Raw genomic sequence first — 14854 nt, forward strand, 5'->3', positions numbered from 1 at the left:
TTGCGGAATGCCATATTGTCTGACAATACACATAAATCCTAGGCATTGGAGAGCAAAATGACGAAGCGGATCATGTTCACCGGTGGTAGCGGGAAGGCCGGACGCCATGTCGTTCAATACCTTGTCGAGCAGGGCTGCCAGGTGCTCAACATCGACACCAAGCCGCTCGACAATCCCAAAGTGCGTACGCTGATTACCGACATCACCGACAGCGGGCAGGTGTTCAACGCGCTGTCGAGCTATATGGGCCTGCACGAGTTCGACCCGTCGCTGCGCGCCCAGCCGGTCGATGCCGTCGTGCATTTCGCCGCGATCCCGCGCATCATGATCACGCCCGACAACGAGGTGTTCCGCATCAATGCAATGGGCACCTACAATGTCATCGAGGCGGCGGTGAAGCTCGGTATCCGCAAGGTGGTGATCGCTTCCAGCGAGACGACATACGGCCTCGTGTTCGCCAACGAGCCGCGCAATCCCACGCATTTCCCGCTCGACGAGGACTATGATGTCGATCCGATGGACAGCTATGCGCTGTCCAAGATCGTCAACGAGAAGACGGCGCGCGCTTTTGCGCTGCGCAGCGGTATCGACATCTATGCCTTGCGCATCGGCAACGTCATCGAACCGCATGAATATTCGCTGTTTCCGAAATGGTTCGCAGATCCCGGTTTCCGCAAGCGCATTGCCTGGAGCTATGTCGACGCACGCGACCTCGGCCAGATCACGCTGCGCGCCATCGAAAAGGATGGGCTCGGCTTCCAGGTGTTCAACGCCGCCAATGACGACACCTCGTCCGACCTGCCAACCGCTGAGCTCCTGAAGCGGTTTTATCCCGGCGTGCCGGTCAAGGGCGAACTCGGCGAATATGAGACGCTGCTGTCAAACCGCAAGGCCAAGGATATGCTGGGCTTCCGCCCTGAGCATAGCTGGCGCAAATACGTCAAAACGGCCTGACGGCAGGTAAATCTGGCCTGATCTGTGCACAGCGGCCGGCTTTGCGGGTGAACCCGCTGGCCGCGCTTGACAGCTTGGTGAAACCGGACTTTCTGGAGCCCATGCGGGACGCAAAGCTGAACAAGGAAAAATCGCCGAAGAAAACGGCCGCCGCCGAGCGTCCGGCCGGGGTTCGACGAGCCGATGCGGCGCGTATTCCGGGCGCCAGCGTGCATACGTCGCTGGCCAGCGAGATTGGCCTGAGGATCGTGCGCGGCGACTATCCGCCTGGAACCATCCTGCCCAATGAAGCCAAATGGTCGGAGACCTTCAGCGTCAGCCGCTCTGCGGTGCGCGAGGCCATCAAGATGCTGATGGCCAAGAGCCTTCTGGCATCACGCCCCAAGATCGGCAGCTGGGTCGAGCCGAAGGAGCGCTGGAACCTGCTCGATCGCGATGTATTGGCCTGGTACGCGACGTCGCCCGACCGCGAAGTGTTCCTGAAGACCGTGCAGGAATTCCGCCACATCATCGAGCCGGAAGCGACCGCTTTCGCCGCCATGCGGCGCACCGACGAGCAGATGGCCGAGATCAGCCAGGCATGCCGCGAGATGGGCGAGGCGGCCAGCCTGCAGGAACGCACGCGCGCCGATACCCGCTTCCACCTCGCCATCCTGCGCGCTTCGGGCAATGATCTGCTGGTGCCGCTCGGCGTGCTCATCGAATCCGCCTTCGACCATCTCTTCACCTATACGACACGGGCCGTGGACGATCTCCAGCACGCGCAAAAGCTGCATGAGGCGATCGAGAAGAACATCCGCCTGCAGCGGCCGGATGCGGCGCGCAACGCCGTGCGCAAGCTGCTGGCCAATACCGACGGCGTCATAAAAAGCCGGTAGGTCTGGGCTTTCGACAGATTTTGCGTCGAACGGGCGCTGTTCCAGCGGATCGCGATGAAGCCCGTCTTCAAAACCCTGGAGCCACGGATTTGCCTGTCGTGGCGCTGCTCGGCGCCGTGGATAGGCCGATAGTGGCTGATACGGTGGCCGATTTGCCGAGCCGCCGACAGGAAACGCCTTGACCCAAACCGCTTCCAGCCAGGCCAGCCCTGGCATCGACAGTGCCTATGCGTGGATGCGGCTGGGCATCTCGATGCTGCTGGCCACGATCGGTGGCGTCGGCATGTGGGCGGTGGTGATTGTCCTGCCCGCCGTTCAGGCTGAATTCGTCGTCGATCGCGCTGCGGCATCGATGCCCTACACCGCAACCATGGTCGGCTTCGCCGCCGGCAATGTGCTTGTCGGCCGCGCCATCGACCGCATGGGTTACTGGATACCGGCGCTGTTCTCTTCGGTTGCGCTCGCCGCCGGGTTCCTGCTCGCGGCGCTGTCGACCTCGATCCTGCAATTCACACTTGCGCAAGGGTTGCTCATCGGTGTGGGCACATCCGTGATTTTCGGGCCGCTGATCGCCGACATATCGCACTGGTTCAATCGCCGGCGCGGTGTCGCCGTGACGGCGGCCGCGGCCGGTAACTACATCGCCGGAACGATCTGGCCGACCATCATGCCGACGCTGATGAAGGCGGAAGGCTGGCGCTTCACCTATGCGGCCATCGGCGTCATCTGCCTTGTGACCATGGTGCCGCTGGTGCTGATGCTGCGGCGCGGTGCTCCGGAGGCGGCAGCCGCCGGTTCGCCGGGAAGCCGGGCGGTGCAGCCGATCTCGCTGTCGCCGGCGGCGCTACAGGTGCTGCTGACCATCGCCGGCCTTGGCTGCTGCGTGGCGATGTCGATGCCGCAGGTGCATATCGTCGCCTATTGCATGGACCTCGGCTACGGCGTGGCGCACGGCGCCGACATGCTGTCGATCATGATGGCGGCGGGGGTCGTCAGCCGGCTTGCCTCGGGCTTTCTCGCCGACCGCATCGGCGGGGTGAAGACGCTGCTCATCGGTTCGGTGCTGCAGTGCCTGTCGTTGTTTTTCTACATTCCGTTCGACGGGCTTGCTTCGCTCTATGTCGTGTCGCTGGTGTTCGGCTTGTCACAAGGCGGTATCGTACCCTGCTATGCGATCATCGTGCGCGAATACATGCCCGCCAAAGAGGCCGGACAGCGTATCGGCATCGTCATGATGGCGACAATTTTTGGCATGGCGATCGGCGGCTGGATGTCGGGCTGGATCTACGACCTGACCGGCTCCTATGCCGCCGCGTTCCTGAACGGCATTGCGTGGAACCTCATGAACATACTGGCGATCGGGTTGTTGTTGTGGAAGGCAAGGCGCGGTGCCCCAGTGATGGCCTGAGGCGCCGATCTCCGTCCCCTCGCTTGACAAGCACCGAAGGCTGCGCGACGCCAGAGGGCGAGTGGGTGCGGCGACGGTCGGTGTGACATGGCGACAGTGGCAAGGACGCTGAACATGGTTTCGCGAGTGCGCGGCGGTGCGCGCCTGTATGGGGCGTTTCCTTGATCAAGCCGCGTCCACGCCGTGGCGGTGGCCGCCCGACCATCGCCGATGTCGCGGAAAAGGCGGGTGTCGGCGCCATCACCGTGTCGCGAGCCCTGCGCGAGCCGGGGCGTGTCTCCGAGGAACTGCGCCGCCAGATCCAGGCCGCGGTCGACGAACTCGGCTATGTGCCAGACCCCAATGCGCGGGCTCTGGCCTCGGCGCGCGCCGAGGTGTTTGGCGTGCTGGTGCCGTCGCTCACCAACAATGTCTTCGCCGAAGTGGTGCGCGGCATCTACGACAGCCTGTCGGCCAGCCCGTTCCGCATCCAGCTTGGCAACACCCATTATTCCGGTCTCGAGGAAGAGCGGCTGCTGCAGGTGTTCGGTTCGCAGCGGCCGGCGGCGCTGATCGTGGCTGGCATCGACCAGACGCCATCATCGCGAAAGCTGCTGGAGACGGCGGGCTGCCCGGTGGTGCAGGTGATGGAAACCGGGCATGACCCGGTGGACATGATGGTCGGCTTCTCGCATTTCGACGGCGGCAGGGCGGCGACGGAGCATCTGATCGAGGCCGGCTACCGCCGCATCGGCTTCATCGGCGCGCGCATGGATCCGCGCTCGCAACGGCGCCTGGCCGGCTATCGCGCGGCGATGGAGAAAGCCGGCCTGTTCGACCCGCGCCTAGTCACCACCACGCCGGTGCTGTCCAGCGTGTCGCTCGGCCGTGAACTGTTCCGCGATGCGCTGGCCAAGATGCCGACGCTGGATGGGGTGTTCTGCAACAATGACGATATCGCGCTCGGTGTGCTGTTCGAGTGTCATCGCGCCTCGATTGCCGTGCCGAAGACGATTGGCATTGTCGGCTTCAACGATCTCGACATGATGCAGGTGGCGTTTCCATCGATCACCAGCATCCGCACCCATCGCTATGAGATCGGCCGCCGCGCGGTGGCCATGGCGCTGGCCGCGATTGCCGGCAACAGGCCGGAGCAGCGTGTCGTCGATCTCGGCTTCGACCTCATGCGCCGCGAGAGCACGGCGCGCTGAACACGCTTTCGAGACCACCTGCAAATGCCGCTTTACACTACGTCATGGTAGCGCTACCATTTTCCTTGAGCAGGCGTTGAGGCAAGAAGCCAAAGCCTGTTTATTATATATAAGTAACAGCTCATGCTTGTTTATTATGTATAATATGATAGTTTTTTCCCGATTGGTGGGGCGACAAAGGGGAGGGATCGGGCTGGGGTTGGCCAGCCTGAAAGGCGTGATCGGGCAGGCGGGAGGTCCCGGCCGGAGGCGCCAGATTTCACAGAGTGAAACGGCAATTCAGAATCGCAAATGGGAGGAATATCGATGATCAAGTCACTTGTTGGTGGCATCGTTGCCGCCAGTGCATTCGTCATGCTCAACTCCGCCGCCATGGCCGCCGGCCCGGAGGTCGTATCAGGCCCCGCCGCTCAGGCGGATTGCTTCGCGCCATGGTCCGCCGACACCAAATTCTTCAAATACCCGAAGAAGACCGGCCCGTTCCGCATCGCCTTCGCCAATGGCTATATCGCCAACACCTGGCGCATCCAGATGGTGCAGACCGCCAAGGCCTATGCGGCGCAGCCCGACGTCAAGGCAAAGATCAAGGAATTCAAGGTCGTGTCGACCGGCGAGGATGTGCCGGCGCAGATCTCGGCGATCAACAATTTCATCGATTCCGGCTATGACGCGATCGTCACCGACGCGCAGAACCCGACCGCATTCGGCCCGGTCATCAAGCGTGCCAAGGAAGCCGGCATTGTGCTGGTCGCCTTCGACAACATCCTCGACACCAAGGACGCCATCAACGTCAATGTCGACCAGAAGGGGCTCGGCGAATTGTGGGCCAAGTGGCTGGTCGAAAAGGTGCCGAATGGCGGCAAGATCCTGGAAGTGCGCGGCGTTGCCGGCACCTCGGTCGATACTGATCGCCACAACGGCATCCATGAGGCGTTCGCCGCGTCCGGCAAGAAGTGGGATGTCACAGAAGTTGCCGGCAAATGGGATGACGGCGTGGCGCAGAAGGTGACCGCCGATGCGATCGCCACCAACGGTCCGTTCGATGGCATCACCGGGCAGGGCGGCGACACGGGCATCGTGCAGGCGATGATGGATGCCAAGCATCCGTTCGTGCCGTTTGGCGGCGAGACCGAGAACGGCTTTCGCAAGTTCTGCGCGGCGCATTCGGCAGACGGCCTGAAATGCACTTCCGCCGGCTCGGGCCCGGCCCAGGTCGCCGTTGCCATCAAGACCGCGATCGCGGCTCTTGAAGGCGAGGTGGTACCGCAAGAGGTCAAGCTGCCTCTGGCTGTCGCCACGGATCCGAACATGAAGGAAGGCACGGATTATTTCCCGAAGGAATCCGACAATTTCTTCGTCGGTAATTCCTTCCCGACCTGCGGCATCAACTTCAGCGCCCAGGAAATCATGGGGCAGAGCAAGGAAAACCAGTAACCCGCCCCTGGATATCATTCGGCGCCGCGGCTCACCCCGCGGCGCCCCGCCGTGAATTAAAACGCCTTGGGAGGGTTGATGGACGGTGCGGCTCCACTCTTTCGAATGGAAGGCATATCCAAGCGCTATGGCGGCGTGCGGGCGCTGGAAAAGGCCGAGCTTACGGTCGAAGCCGGCAGCATCCACGCCATTCTCGGCGAGAACGGCGCCGGCAAGTCGACGCTGATCAAGGTCATGGCGGGCGTGGTGGCGCCCGATGAAGGCCGTATGACCCTGGACGGCCGCGAGGTGACGTTCGCTTCGCCAGGTGCCGCCAACAAGGCCGGCATCGTCTGCATCTTCCAGGAACTGTCGCTGGTTCCCGAACTCAGCGTCGCCGACAACATCGTTATCTCCGATCCGCCGACGCGTTTCGGCATGATCGACCGCAAGGCGCAGCGCCGCATCGCCGAAGAGGCGCTGGCGCGCGCGGGTGCTGAAGACATCCACCCGCTGGCGCTGGTCAAGGACCTGCCCTTGTCGCGCCGCCAGATGGTCGAGATCGCCAAGGCACTTGCCAGAAAGCCGCGCATCCTGATCCTCGACGAGGCGACCTCGGCGCTGACGGCGGCCGATGTCTCCAAGATCTTCGGCGTGCTGAAGCGGCTGCGTTCCGAAGGGCTGGCGCTGCTCTACATCTCGCACCGCATGAACGAGATCGCCGAACTTGCCGACCAGTGCACGGTGTTTCGCAATGGCCGCAACGTCGCCAGCTACAAGGCCGGCTCGAAAAGCGACAATGAGGTGGTCGAGCTGATGATCGGCCGCGAATACAGCCATATCTTCCCGCCAAAGACCATACTCGCGCCGGCCACTGCCGCGCCTGTCCTCGAAGCCCGAAAGCTCAGTTGGACCGACCGGCTGGACAACATTTCATTGAGCGTCAGGGCAGGCGAGGTCGTAGGCCTTGGCGGTCTCGACGGCCAGGGACAGCGTGAATTACTGCTCGCCTTCTTCGGCGTGTTGCGCGGCCTCACCGGCCAGGTGCTCATCGACGGCAAGCCGGTCGCGATCGGCAGTCCCGCGAAGGCGCGGCAGGACGGCATCGGCATGGCGCTGATCCCCGAAGATCGGAAGACCGAAGGGCTGATGCTGCCGATGACGGTGCGCGAGAACCTGTCCTTCGCCGTGCTCGACCGATTGGCCAAGGGCGGCATCATCGACCGCGCGGCCGAACAGCGGCTGATCGACGACATGGTCGGCCTGCTGGCGATCAAGACGGCTGGCCTCGATATTCCGGTCGGCGCGCTGTCGGGCGGCAACCAGCAGAAAGTGGTCATCGCCAAATGGCTGATGCGCCAGCCGCGCATCATCCTGCTCAACGATCCGACGCGCGGCATCGATGTCGGCACCAAGCAGGAGCTTTACCAGCTGATGCGCAAGCTGGCGGACGCGGGTGCGGCGATCCTGTTCTATTCGACAGACTATGACGAGCTGATCGGCTGCTGCGACCGGGTGCTGGTGCTCTATGACGGGGCAGTCAAGCGCGAGCTGGTGGGCGCCGAGATCACCGAACGGGCGCTGATCGCCAGCGCGCTCAACATCCAAGGCGAAGGAAACCCGATGAGCCAAGGAGCGGGCGCGTGAAGGATTGGCGCTACTGGCTTGCCGAACAGCGCGGAACGCTGCTGGCGCTCGGCATCTTCATCGTCATGTTCGTCATCTACACCTTGAACCATCCGGCGGGCTTCACCGCCAATGTCGTCCAGACGGCGGCGAACAAAGGCGTGCTGCTCGCCTTCGTTGCCATGGCGCAGACGCTGGTGGTGATCACAGCCGGCATCGACCTGTCCGTTGGCATGATCTTTCTTTTGACCAACTGCCTGGCTTCCTGGCTGGTGGTGGGCACGCCGCTGGAGACGGCACTTGGCGTCATCGCCGTGCTGGCCGTTGGCTTGTTGTGCGGTGCGATCAACGGCGCCATCGTCATCTATGGGCGGCTGCAGCCCATCGTCGCCACCATCGCCACCGGCGCCGTCTATTACGGCATCGGGCTGCTGCTGCGGCCATTTCCGGGCGGTTCGGTCAATGAGGACCTTGCCGACGCGCTGACCGGACGCGTGTTCGATGTGGTGCCGGCCAGCCTTGTCGTGCTACTGGCCGTCGTGCTCGTGGTCTGGGTGCCTTTCAGCCGCTCGGTGCTCGGTCGCGCGGCTTACGCTGCCGGGTCGTCGGAAACGGCGGCCTATATGTCGGGCGTGCCGATCCGCCGGGGTAAGTTTGCCGCCTATACGCTGGCCGGGCTCCTGGCCGCCATCGGCGGGCTGTTCCTGACCTTCTTCACCTATACGGGAGAGGCTGCCTATGCGAGCGGCAACTCCTACACGCTGTTTTCCATCGCCGCCGTGGTGCTCGGCGGCGTCTCGCTGTTCGGCGGCAAAGGCAGCGCCATCGGCGCGATCTTCGGCGCGCTTGCCTTCCGCACCATTGGCGACCTGCTCTTCGTGTTCGATTTCGATCCGCTCTGGCAGCCGCTGTTCCAGGGCGTTATCCTGCTGATCGCCGTCAGCCTTGGCGCCTTCGCGTTGTTTCGGGTCCGCAACCGGCTGGAGTGGTTCTTGTGAGCGAGACGACATTGGGCGGCATCGCCGGACATATGCCAAAATTCCTGCGCCGCGCCGATCCGGCGGTGCTGACCGCATTCGCCTGCATCGTGCTATTGCTGTTCCTGGGCAGTCTCTATTCGCGCAGTTTCCTATCGCCTGAATATCTGCTGCAGCAGCTCAAGGTGGCCTCGTTCCTGGGCGTCATCGCCACCGGCATGATGCTGGTCATCCTGCTCGGGCAGATCGACCTGTCGGTGCCTTGGGCGGTGGCTGCGGGCGCGATGATGGCCTGCGCGGCCGCCGCCTATGGTCCGGTCGGGGTGGCGCTGGCCATTCCCTTCGGCATTTTCTGCGGTGTCTTGATAGGCGTCGTCAACGGTATCGGCGTCGCCTATCTGCGCATCCCTTCGATGATCATCACGCTGGCCACCAACGCGGTCGCGCAAGGGCTGATGGTCGTCTATACCGGTGGCTTCTCGCCTCAGGATTCGGCCACAACAGCCATGCGCTACCTTGCGACAGGTTTTACCATTCCCGGCGTTCCCAATGCCGTCATCATCTGGGCTGTCATCGGCGCGGCAACCGTCTTCGTGCTTTCGCGCACCAGCTTCGGCCGCACCGTCTACGGCATCGGCAATCGTGAGCGCGCGGCCTATCTGTCGGGCATCGATACGCGCCGCGTGGTGATGATCGCCTTTGCCGTTTCCGGCGGACTCTCGGCCTTCGGCGGCGTGCTTCTGGCCGGTTATGCCTCCAAGGCGGCGCAGTCGATGGGGGATGCCTACCTGCTGCCATCGATCGCTGCCGTGGTGCTCGGCGGCACTTCGATCCTCGGCGGCCGCGGCTCCTATCTCGGCACGGTGGCTGGCGTTATCCTGATCACGCTCCTGCAATCCATCCTGTCGGTCATGCAGATGCCGGAAGCGGGGCGACAGATCATCTATGGCGTGGTCATCGTCGCCATGCTCCTGCTCTACGGCCGCGCGCCGGCAAGCCGCTGATCCGCATCGTGGGTGAGGAGCTAGCGCAATTGCCGACGAGGCCTCTTGGTTCGCCATTGGCCATCGTGGTGATGGGCGTTGCCGGTTGCGGCAAGTCGATCGTCGGCAAGGGGCTGGCGGCCAGGCTCGGCGCCGTCTTCGTCGAGGGCGACAGGCTGCATCCGCCTGAAAACGTCGCGCGCATGACCAGCGGCGAGCCGCTCACCGACACGTTGCGGGCGGGCTGGCTCGATGCCATCGGCCAGCAGATCTCGGCATCCGTCCACGGCGGGCAAAGCGTGGTGGCAACCTGCTCAGCCTTGAAACGCGGCTATCGCGACCGCCTGCGCGGCTTTTGCCGCGACATTGTTTTCCTCTATCTCGAGATCGACCCCGCCACCGCGCGGCGGCGTGTGGCCAACCGCAAGGGTCACTTCATGCCGGCAAGCCTGGTCGATAGCCAGTTTGCCATTCTGGAAGCGCCAGCGGTCGACGAGGTGGCACTGACAGTCGACGCGAAGCGCCCGGTCGCCGACATCGTTGCCGAGGCCGCCGGCCTATTGCGACAGCCGTGAGCCAGCATCATCGCCGGGCGCGGCGCGGCCCTGCCGCTCGGTGAGCCTCTCGTGGCCGGACCATGACATCATCTGTTCGGGATACAGCTTCAGCGCCTCGAGCAGGCGGTCGCGCTTGAGCAGTATATACTCAGCCAGCAACGCCATGTTCTTGGCGTCCATCGTTGGTGTTTCGGGCGCCTGCCTCGCCGCCGGCAACAGTTCGGGGCTGATGACGGCGCGATATTCGCGAAACGGGATGGTCTCGAAGGTCGACATGGCAAACAGCGATGTTCCGGCCCTGGCGGCGAAATTCGCCGGCGCCGAGGCAAGGTGGGTCCAGCCGCTTTCTCCCATTGCTGCTTCCGCGAAGGTGGAACCAGCCTGGATGGTGTTGGTCATCAGGACAATGCCGTTGTTTTTCAGGATCTTCTGGACACGGGCGGTGACCTGATAGGCGTCGTTGCGATCGAAGACGATCCTGCTTTCGAGGAAGCGGTTCTCGACCTCGATCAGCATCGGGTTCAGGAAACGCAGGCCGAATATCGTGTCGGAGATGCCGTGAGAGTTCATGCTCACCTGATGCGCGTCGACGCCGGCTTCGTGCAGCGCCCGCTTGCCGATGATGGTCTGGGCGGTGAACTGATCGCACCAGAGGATGGCGCCCCGACCGCGCCGCAGCGCTGCCTGCAGGCCCTGCACGCCTTCCAACTGGATCAGTGGCGACCAGCGCGTGCGGCACAAATGCGCGGCAAGCGTCAGGCGGCGGCGATGAATGGCGGCGAGTAGGCCAAGAAACAGTGCTTCCGCGTCGATGCCGTTGCCGAGCACGGCGCGCATTGCCTCGGCGTAGCGCGCAAAGTCCTTGCGCATATGGCGCTTCAGGCGAAACCTGGACACTTTCTCGCAAACAGGTGTCCACCATTTGAGTGGCAGCAAGGCCGCCACGCCGAGGTAGAAGCCGAACAACAGGCCTTCGCGCAGATCCCTGTTCGAGAACCGGCGCAGCCTTGCTGGCCTTGTCAGCTTCCGGCTGAAGAACCGGACCGGCTCTTCACGCCCGGGAACCGGGACGTCGGCGATGATCTCGGAGCGATAACGGTCGCCGGACGATCGTTTCCGACGGGCTGTCCGGGATGGGAACCACGGCAGCCTCATCAGGCAACTATATCTGCGAGGTCAGTTCGACCGGGAAATCGTCATTGTCGGCATCGCGCATGGCGGCGAGGCTGCGGTTGTCCAGCACCTCGGCGATTGCCTGGCGCACCTCGAGCATCATGTGCCGGACCTGGCAGGTTGCCTCGTCGCAATCTTCACAGCGCTGATACTGCGTGCGGCTGGCGCAGGGAATGGGCGCCAGCGGCCCATCGAGTACACGCACGACATGGCCGATCTTGATTTCGGCGGCTGGACGGGCGAGGCGGTAGCCGCCTTCCTTGCCCTTGCGGCTCTGGACGAAGCCGGCATTGCGCAACTCGCCCAATATGGCATCGAGGAATTTCTTCGGGATATTGTTGGCCACCGCGATGTCGTTGACGAAGGCCAATTGGCCAACCGGCAGGCCGGATAGATGCACGAGGGCCTTGAGGCCGTATTTGCCTTTTTTTGTCAGCATGCCCAGATCAACCCATAAAGCCCCAACCACTCGCATCTGGCGACTGTTTGTGTGCAAATAATGACGTTTTGACCCCGCGATGATGTTTCGCGAAAACAAGCCCGCCCGGTGGCACGTTAGGCACAAACGCGTTGATTCTTCGTAACGTTTTTCACAGATGAGGCCGATATTGCTGTGAGGACCGGGTTGCCGGCGCATGAAACGGAAAAGCCGGCAAAGCGCCGGCTTTCTCATTGAGTTCAAATGCTGCTGATGTCAGCGGCTGCCGTAGGTCTGGTCGAGCAGGCCGCCGGCGGCGAAATGCTCCTTCTGTACCTTGTCCCAGCCGCCGAAGACGTTTTCGACCGTCAGCAGCCGGACATCGGGGAACTGGTCCTTGTACTTGGCGGCGACAGCGGCGTCGCGAACGCGGTTGCCATTCTGCGCCAGGATATCCTGTCCCTGCGGCGTGTAGAGGAAATCGAGATAGGTCTTGGCGAGATCACGTGTGCCATGCTCGTCGGCGACCTTGTCGACGATGGCAACGGGGAATTCCGCGAGCAGGCTGACCGATGGCGTGACCTGCTCGAACTTGTCGTCGCCATACTCCTTGCGGATGCCGCGCGTCTCGGACTCGAAGGTGATCAGCACATCGCCGATCTCGCGCTGCACGAAGGTGGTGGTCGCGGCGCGTCCGCCCGTGTCGAAGACCGGCACGTTGTTGAACAGCTTGGTGATGAACTCCTTCACCTTGGCGTCGTCGCCCTTGAAGGCTTCCTTGGCGTAGGCGGTGGCCGCTAGATAGGTGTAACGCGCATTGCCCGACGTCTTCGGGTTAGGGAAGATCACCTGCACGTCGTCGCGCACCAGATCGTTCCAGTCCTTGATATGCTTGGGATTGCCGGCGCGCACCAGGAAGGATGGCAGCGAGTAGAAGGGCGACGCGTTGTCGGGAAAATCCTTCTGCCAATCGGCGGATACAAGCCCTTTCTTGACCAGGAAGTCGACATCGGTGACCTGGTTGAAGGTGACGACATCGGCGCCAAGGCCTTCGGCAATGGCGCGCGCCTGCGCCGAGGTTCCGGCATGCGACTGGTCGACGGTCACGCCCGGATGCTCCGCGATGAAGGCCTTGTTGACCTGCACGAACAGTTCGCGGCCGACATCGTAGGACGCGTTGAGCAGCTTGTCAGCCGACCAGGCTTGGGAGGATGTTAGCAACAGGCCGGCCAGGGCGGCGGTAGCCAGAAAAAATCGCTTCATGAAAATGGGTCTCCAGTGCAATGCGTTAATCGCGCGAACATAGCCGTGGCGCATGGTGCGAGACGAGGCACGCGTAAGGGCCGCGTGACCTTTCGGCGAGAAAAAGTTATTGCTGGAACAGGCAGTTGTTAGGATTTTCTTCCAAACTGAATCATTTTGCATCCCTAGGCGGCCGCGTTGCAGGCGTCTGGGTGCACAATCGTTCCAGAACCAGCCGATGCGAATGTGACCGATTGCACAATGGTTATTCGGCATATACATTTGGCATATACAAAGGAAGATAGCATGCCCCAGCGCCGCCATTCACCAACGCCACCGAAGGAAGCGAGGCTCTTCCGCAACAACCGTAGCCAGGCGGTGCGCATTCCCGTCGAGTTCGAGCTTCCCGGCGAGAAGGTTCTGATCAGCCGCGACGGCGACCGCCTCATTATTGAGCCGGTCCGCATGGCTGGTCTCGCGGCTCTGCTCGCTCAATGGGCGAAAGAGCTGCCGCTGGGTCCTGAGGACGACTTCCCCGAGATCGACGACAAGCCCGTCGAACCAGAGGATATCTTCTGAATGCGGTTCATGCTGGACACAAACATTATCAGCGACATGATCCGAAATCCGACCGGCAAAGCCGTCAGCGCCATGTTGCGCGAGGGAGAGGCCGCCGTGTGTACCAGCATCGTGGTCGCCTCGGAGCTCCGATATGGCTGCGTCAAGAAGGGATCGAGCAAACTACTCAAGAAGGTCGAGGAACTGCTGGCCGAGATTCCTGTCTTGCCGCTCGATGTACCGGTGGATGTCCAGTACGGCGCACTGCGCGCCGAACTGGAAGGCATGGGCCAGCCCATCGGCTATAACGATCTTTTCATTGCCGCCCATGCCTGCGCCCTGGGGATCACTCTGGTGACCGCAAACACCGGGGAGTTCAGGCGGATCAAGGACTTGAGCATCGAGAACTGGCTAGCATAGCGCCGGATCGAAGATCAGGCGGCCGGAAACAGATTCCAGCGCCGTGGCCGAAACGCGACGCGGCTCTTCTGGGCGGCAGGGTGGTCGACAGGCAACTCGATCTCGACGCGCTGGCGATCACCGCCGATCTCAAGCTCTACCCGGCGGGTGCCGGCGACGCGACGGCTGGCCGCGACCGTGCCGGCGATGCAGCCGCTGCAGCCATCCACCAGCTCGACATCGTGCGGGCGGAAGTACAGCGTGGCGTCGCCCGAAGGCGCATGCGGCGCGGAAAGTCCGATCGGGCGGTCGGCGAGCCAGATTTCGCCATTGTCGACCTTGACGGGGAGCGAGCTCGATTCGCCGATGAAGCCATAGACGAAGGGCGAGTTCGGCGTATCGTAGATATCGTCGGCGGTACCGACCTGCTCGATGCGGCCCTGGCTCATCACGACGACGCGGTCGGCAAGCTCAAGGGCTTCTTCCTGGTCGTGCGTGACGAAGACGGTGGTGTGGCCGGTGGCGTCATGGATCTCGCGCAGCCAGCGGCGCAATTCCCGGCGCACCTGCGCATCGAGCGCGCCGAACGGTTCGTCCAGCAGCAGCACCTTGGGTTCGATGGCCATGGCGCGGGCCAGCGCCACGCGCTGGCGCTGGCCGCCGGAAAGCTGCGCCGGATAGCGCTTTTCGAGGCCCGAAAGCTGGACGAGGTCGAGAAGCTCCGAGGCACGGCGGCGGATTTCCGCAGCCGGCGGACGCGTCGATCCGTGGCGGACCTTCAGGCCGAAACCGATATTGTCGGCGACGGTCATGTGCCGGAACAGCGCGTAGTGCTGGAAAACGAAACCGACATTGCGCTCCTGGATCGACTTCTGCGAGGCGTCCTCTTCGCCGAAGAAGATCTTGCCGCGCGTCGGCCGCTCCAGCCCGGCGATCAGCCTGAGAAGCGTCGTCTTGCCGGAACCGGATGGTCCCAGCAACGCGATCAGTTCGCCCGACTTGATGTCGAGCGACACGTCGTGGAGCGCGGGAAACCGCTCGAACTCCTTGCGCACGTTGGCAACGCGAACTTCCATCA

The 14854-nt window shown here is 62.9% G+C and carries 15 protein-coding genes; 11 read left to right on the top strand and 4 right to left on the bottom strand.

What is annotated here, in order from left to right; genetic code table 11:
• The first annotated feature begins 57 nt into the window (after window positions 1-57).
• From LGH82_RS31885 to LGH82_RS31925, 9 genes are all read left to right on the top strand, one after another.
• Window positions 58-954, top strand: a complete 897-nt coding sequence (locus tag LGH82_RS31885; protein WP_227346496.1) for an NAD-dependent epimerase/dehydratase family protein — start codon at window positions 58-60, stop codon at window positions 952-954.
• Window positions 955-1055: 101 nt separating this feature from the next.
• On the top strand, window positions 1056-1832 hold the full coding sequence (locus LGH82_RS31890) for a FadR/GntR family transcriptional regulator (protein WP_227346497.1): 777 nt from the start codon (window positions 1056-1058) through the stop codon (window positions 1830-1832).
• Between the two features lie 178 nt (window positions 1833-2010).
• Window positions 2011-3240 (top strand): MFS transporter, encoded by a 1230-nt coding sequence (locus tag LGH82_RS31895; RefSeq protein ID WP_227346498.1) that lies wholly within the window; start codon window positions 2011-2013, stop codon window positions 3238-3240.
• Window positions 3241-3401: 161 nt separating this feature from the next.
• Entirely contained in the window at window positions 3402-4430 is a 1029-nt protein-coding gene (locus LGH82_RS31900) for a LacI family DNA-binding transcriptional regulator (protein WP_227346499.1), read from the top strand.
• Between the two features lie 306 nt (window positions 4431-4736).
• Window positions 4737-5864 carry a sugar ABC transporter substrate-binding protein gene (locus tag LGH82_RS31905; RefSeq protein WP_227346500.1) on the top strand — a complete coding sequence of 376 codons (1128 nt, stop codon included), beginning with the start codon at window positions 4737-4739 and terminating at the stop codon, window positions 5862-5864.
• A gap of 78 nt (window positions 5865-5942) precedes the next feature.
• A complete protein-coding gene (locus LGH82_RS31910; RefSeq protein ID WP_227346501.1) occupies window positions 5943-7490 on the top strand; it encodes a sugar ABC transporter ATP-binding protein in 1548 nt (515 codons plus the stop codon).
• Window positions 7487-8467, top strand: a complete 981-nt coding sequence (locus tag LGH82_RS31915) for an ABC transporter permease (protein ID WP_227346502.1) — start codon at window positions 7487-7489, stop codon at window positions 8465-8467. The genes LGH82_RS31910 and LGH82_RS31915 overlap by 4 nt, the downstream gene beginning before the upstream one ends.
• The gene (locus LGH82_RS31920) at window positions 8464-9450 is read left to right on the top strand and encodes an ABC transporter permease (RefSeq protein ID WP_227346503.1); all 987 of its coding nucleotides are present in this window, start codon (window positions 8464-8466) and stop codon (window positions 9448-9450) included. The genes LGH82_RS31915 and LGH82_RS31920 overlap by 4 nt, the downstream gene beginning before the upstream one ends.
• Window positions 9451-9521: 71 nt before the next feature.
• Window positions 9522-10004: a gluconokinase gene (locus tag LGH82_RS31925; protein WP_227349741.1), complete on the top strand. Its 483-nt coding sequence runs from the start codon at window positions 9522-9524 to the stop codon at window positions 10002-10004.
• Here LGH82_RS31925 and LGH82_RS31930 read toward each other — a convergent pair.
• The 3 genes from LGH82_RS31930 to LGH82_RS31940 form a co-directional block, all read right to left on the bottom strand.
• Complete coding sequence (locus LGH82_RS31930) at window positions 9987-11141, bottom strand: hypothetical protein (RefSeq protein WP_227346504.1); 1155 nt, start codon at window positions 11139-11141, stop codon at window positions 9987-9989. The genes LGH82_RS31925 and LGH82_RS31930 overlap by 18 nt on opposite strands.
• Window positions 11142-11148: 7 nt before the next feature.
• Window positions 11149-11598 (bottom strand): RrF2 family transcriptional regulator, encoded by a 450-nt coding sequence (locus tag LGH82_RS31935; protein WP_227346505.1) that lies wholly within the window; start codon window positions 11596-11598, stop codon window positions 11149-11151.
• Between the two features lie 255 nt (window positions 11599-11853).
• The gene (locus tag LGH82_RS31940; protein WP_227346506.1) at window positions 11854-12840 is read right to left on the bottom strand and encodes a sulfate ABC transporter substrate-binding protein; all 987 of its coding nucleotides are present in this window, start codon (window positions 12838-12840) and stop codon (window positions 11854-11856) included.
• 285 nt (window positions 12841-13125) lie between these two features.
• Between LGH82_RS31940 and LGH82_RS31945 the strand changes: the two genes are divergently transcribed.
• Together LGH82_RS31945 and LGH82_RS31950 are read left to right on the top strand one after the other, a co-directional pair.
• Window positions 13126-13398: an antitoxin gene (locus tag LGH82_RS31945; RefSeq protein ID WP_227346507.1), complete on the top strand. Its 273-nt coding sequence runs from the start codon at window positions 13126-13128 to the stop codon at window positions 13396-13398.
• Window positions 13399-13797, top strand: coding sequence for a type II toxin-antitoxin system VapC family toxin (locus tag LGH82_RS31950; RefSeq protein ID WP_227346508.1), 399 nt, complete (start codon window positions 13399-13401; stop codon window positions 13795-13797).
• A 14-nt stretch (window positions 13798-13811) separates the two neighbouring features.
• On the opposite strand, the gene LGH82_RS31955 is transcribed toward LGH82_RS31950, so the two are convergent.
• Window positions 13812-14852, bottom strand: a complete 1041-nt coding sequence (locus LGH82_RS31955) for a sulfate/molybdate ABC transporter ATP-binding protein (RefSeq protein WP_227346509.1) — start codon at window positions 14850-14852, stop codon at window positions 13812-13814.
• Window positions 14853-14854: the final 2 nt, after the last annotated feature.

Origin of the sequence: Mesorhizobium sp. PAMC28654, assembly GCF_020616515.1 — a bacterium.
Taxonomy (GTDB): domain Bacteria; phylum Pseudomonadota; class Alphaproteobacteria; order Rhizobiales; family Rhizobiaceae; genus Mesorhizobium.

Excerpts from the sequence above, each read along its gene's own strand:
- LGH82_RS31885 (WP_227346496.1), top strand. The coding sequence starts at position 58 with ATGACGAAGCGGATCATGTTCACCGGTGGTAGCGGGAAGGCCGGACGC.
- LGH82_RS31890 (WP_227346497.1), top strand. The coding sequence starts at position 1,056 with ATGCGGGACGCAAAGCTGAACAAGGAAAAATCGCCGAAGAAAACGGCC.
- LGH82_RS31905 (WP_227346500.1), top strand. The coding sequence starts at position 4,737 with ATGATCAAGTCACTTGTTGGTGGCATCGTTGCCGCCAGTGCATTCGTC.
- LGH82_RS31910 (WP_227346501.1), top strand. The coding sequence starts at position 5,943 with ATGGACGGTGCGGCTCCACTCTTTCGAATGGAAGGCATATCCAAGCGC.
- LGH82_RS31925 (WP_227349741.1), top strand. The coding sequence starts at position 9,522 with ATGGGCGTTGCCGGTTGCGGCAAGTCGATCGTCGGCAAGGGGCTGGCG.
- LGH82_RS31930 (WP_227346504.1), bottom strand. The coding sequence starts at position 11,141 with ATGAGGCTGCCGTGGTTCCCATCCCGGACAGCCCGTCGGAAACGATCG.
- LGH82_RS31935 (WP_227346505.1), bottom strand. The coding sequence starts at position 11,598 with ATGCTGACAAAAAAAGGCAAATACGGCCTCAAGGCCCTCGTGCATCTA.
- LGH82_RS31940 (WP_227346506.1), bottom strand. The coding sequence starts at position 12,840 with ATGAAGCGATTTTTTCTGGCTACCGCCGCCCTGGCCGGCCTGTTGCTA.
- LGH82_RS31945 (WP_227346507.1), top strand. The coding sequence starts at position 13,126 with ATGCCCCAGCGCCGCCATTCACCAACGCCACCGAAGGAAGCGAGGCTC.
- LGH82_RS31950 (WP_227346508.1), top strand. The coding sequence starts at position 13,399 with ATGCGGTTCATGCTGGACACAAACATTATCAGCGACATGATCCGAAAT.
- LGH82_RS31955 (WP_227346509.1), bottom strand. The coding sequence starts at position 14,852 with ATGGAAGTTCGCGTTGCCAACGTGCGCAAGGAGTTCGAGCGGTTTCCC.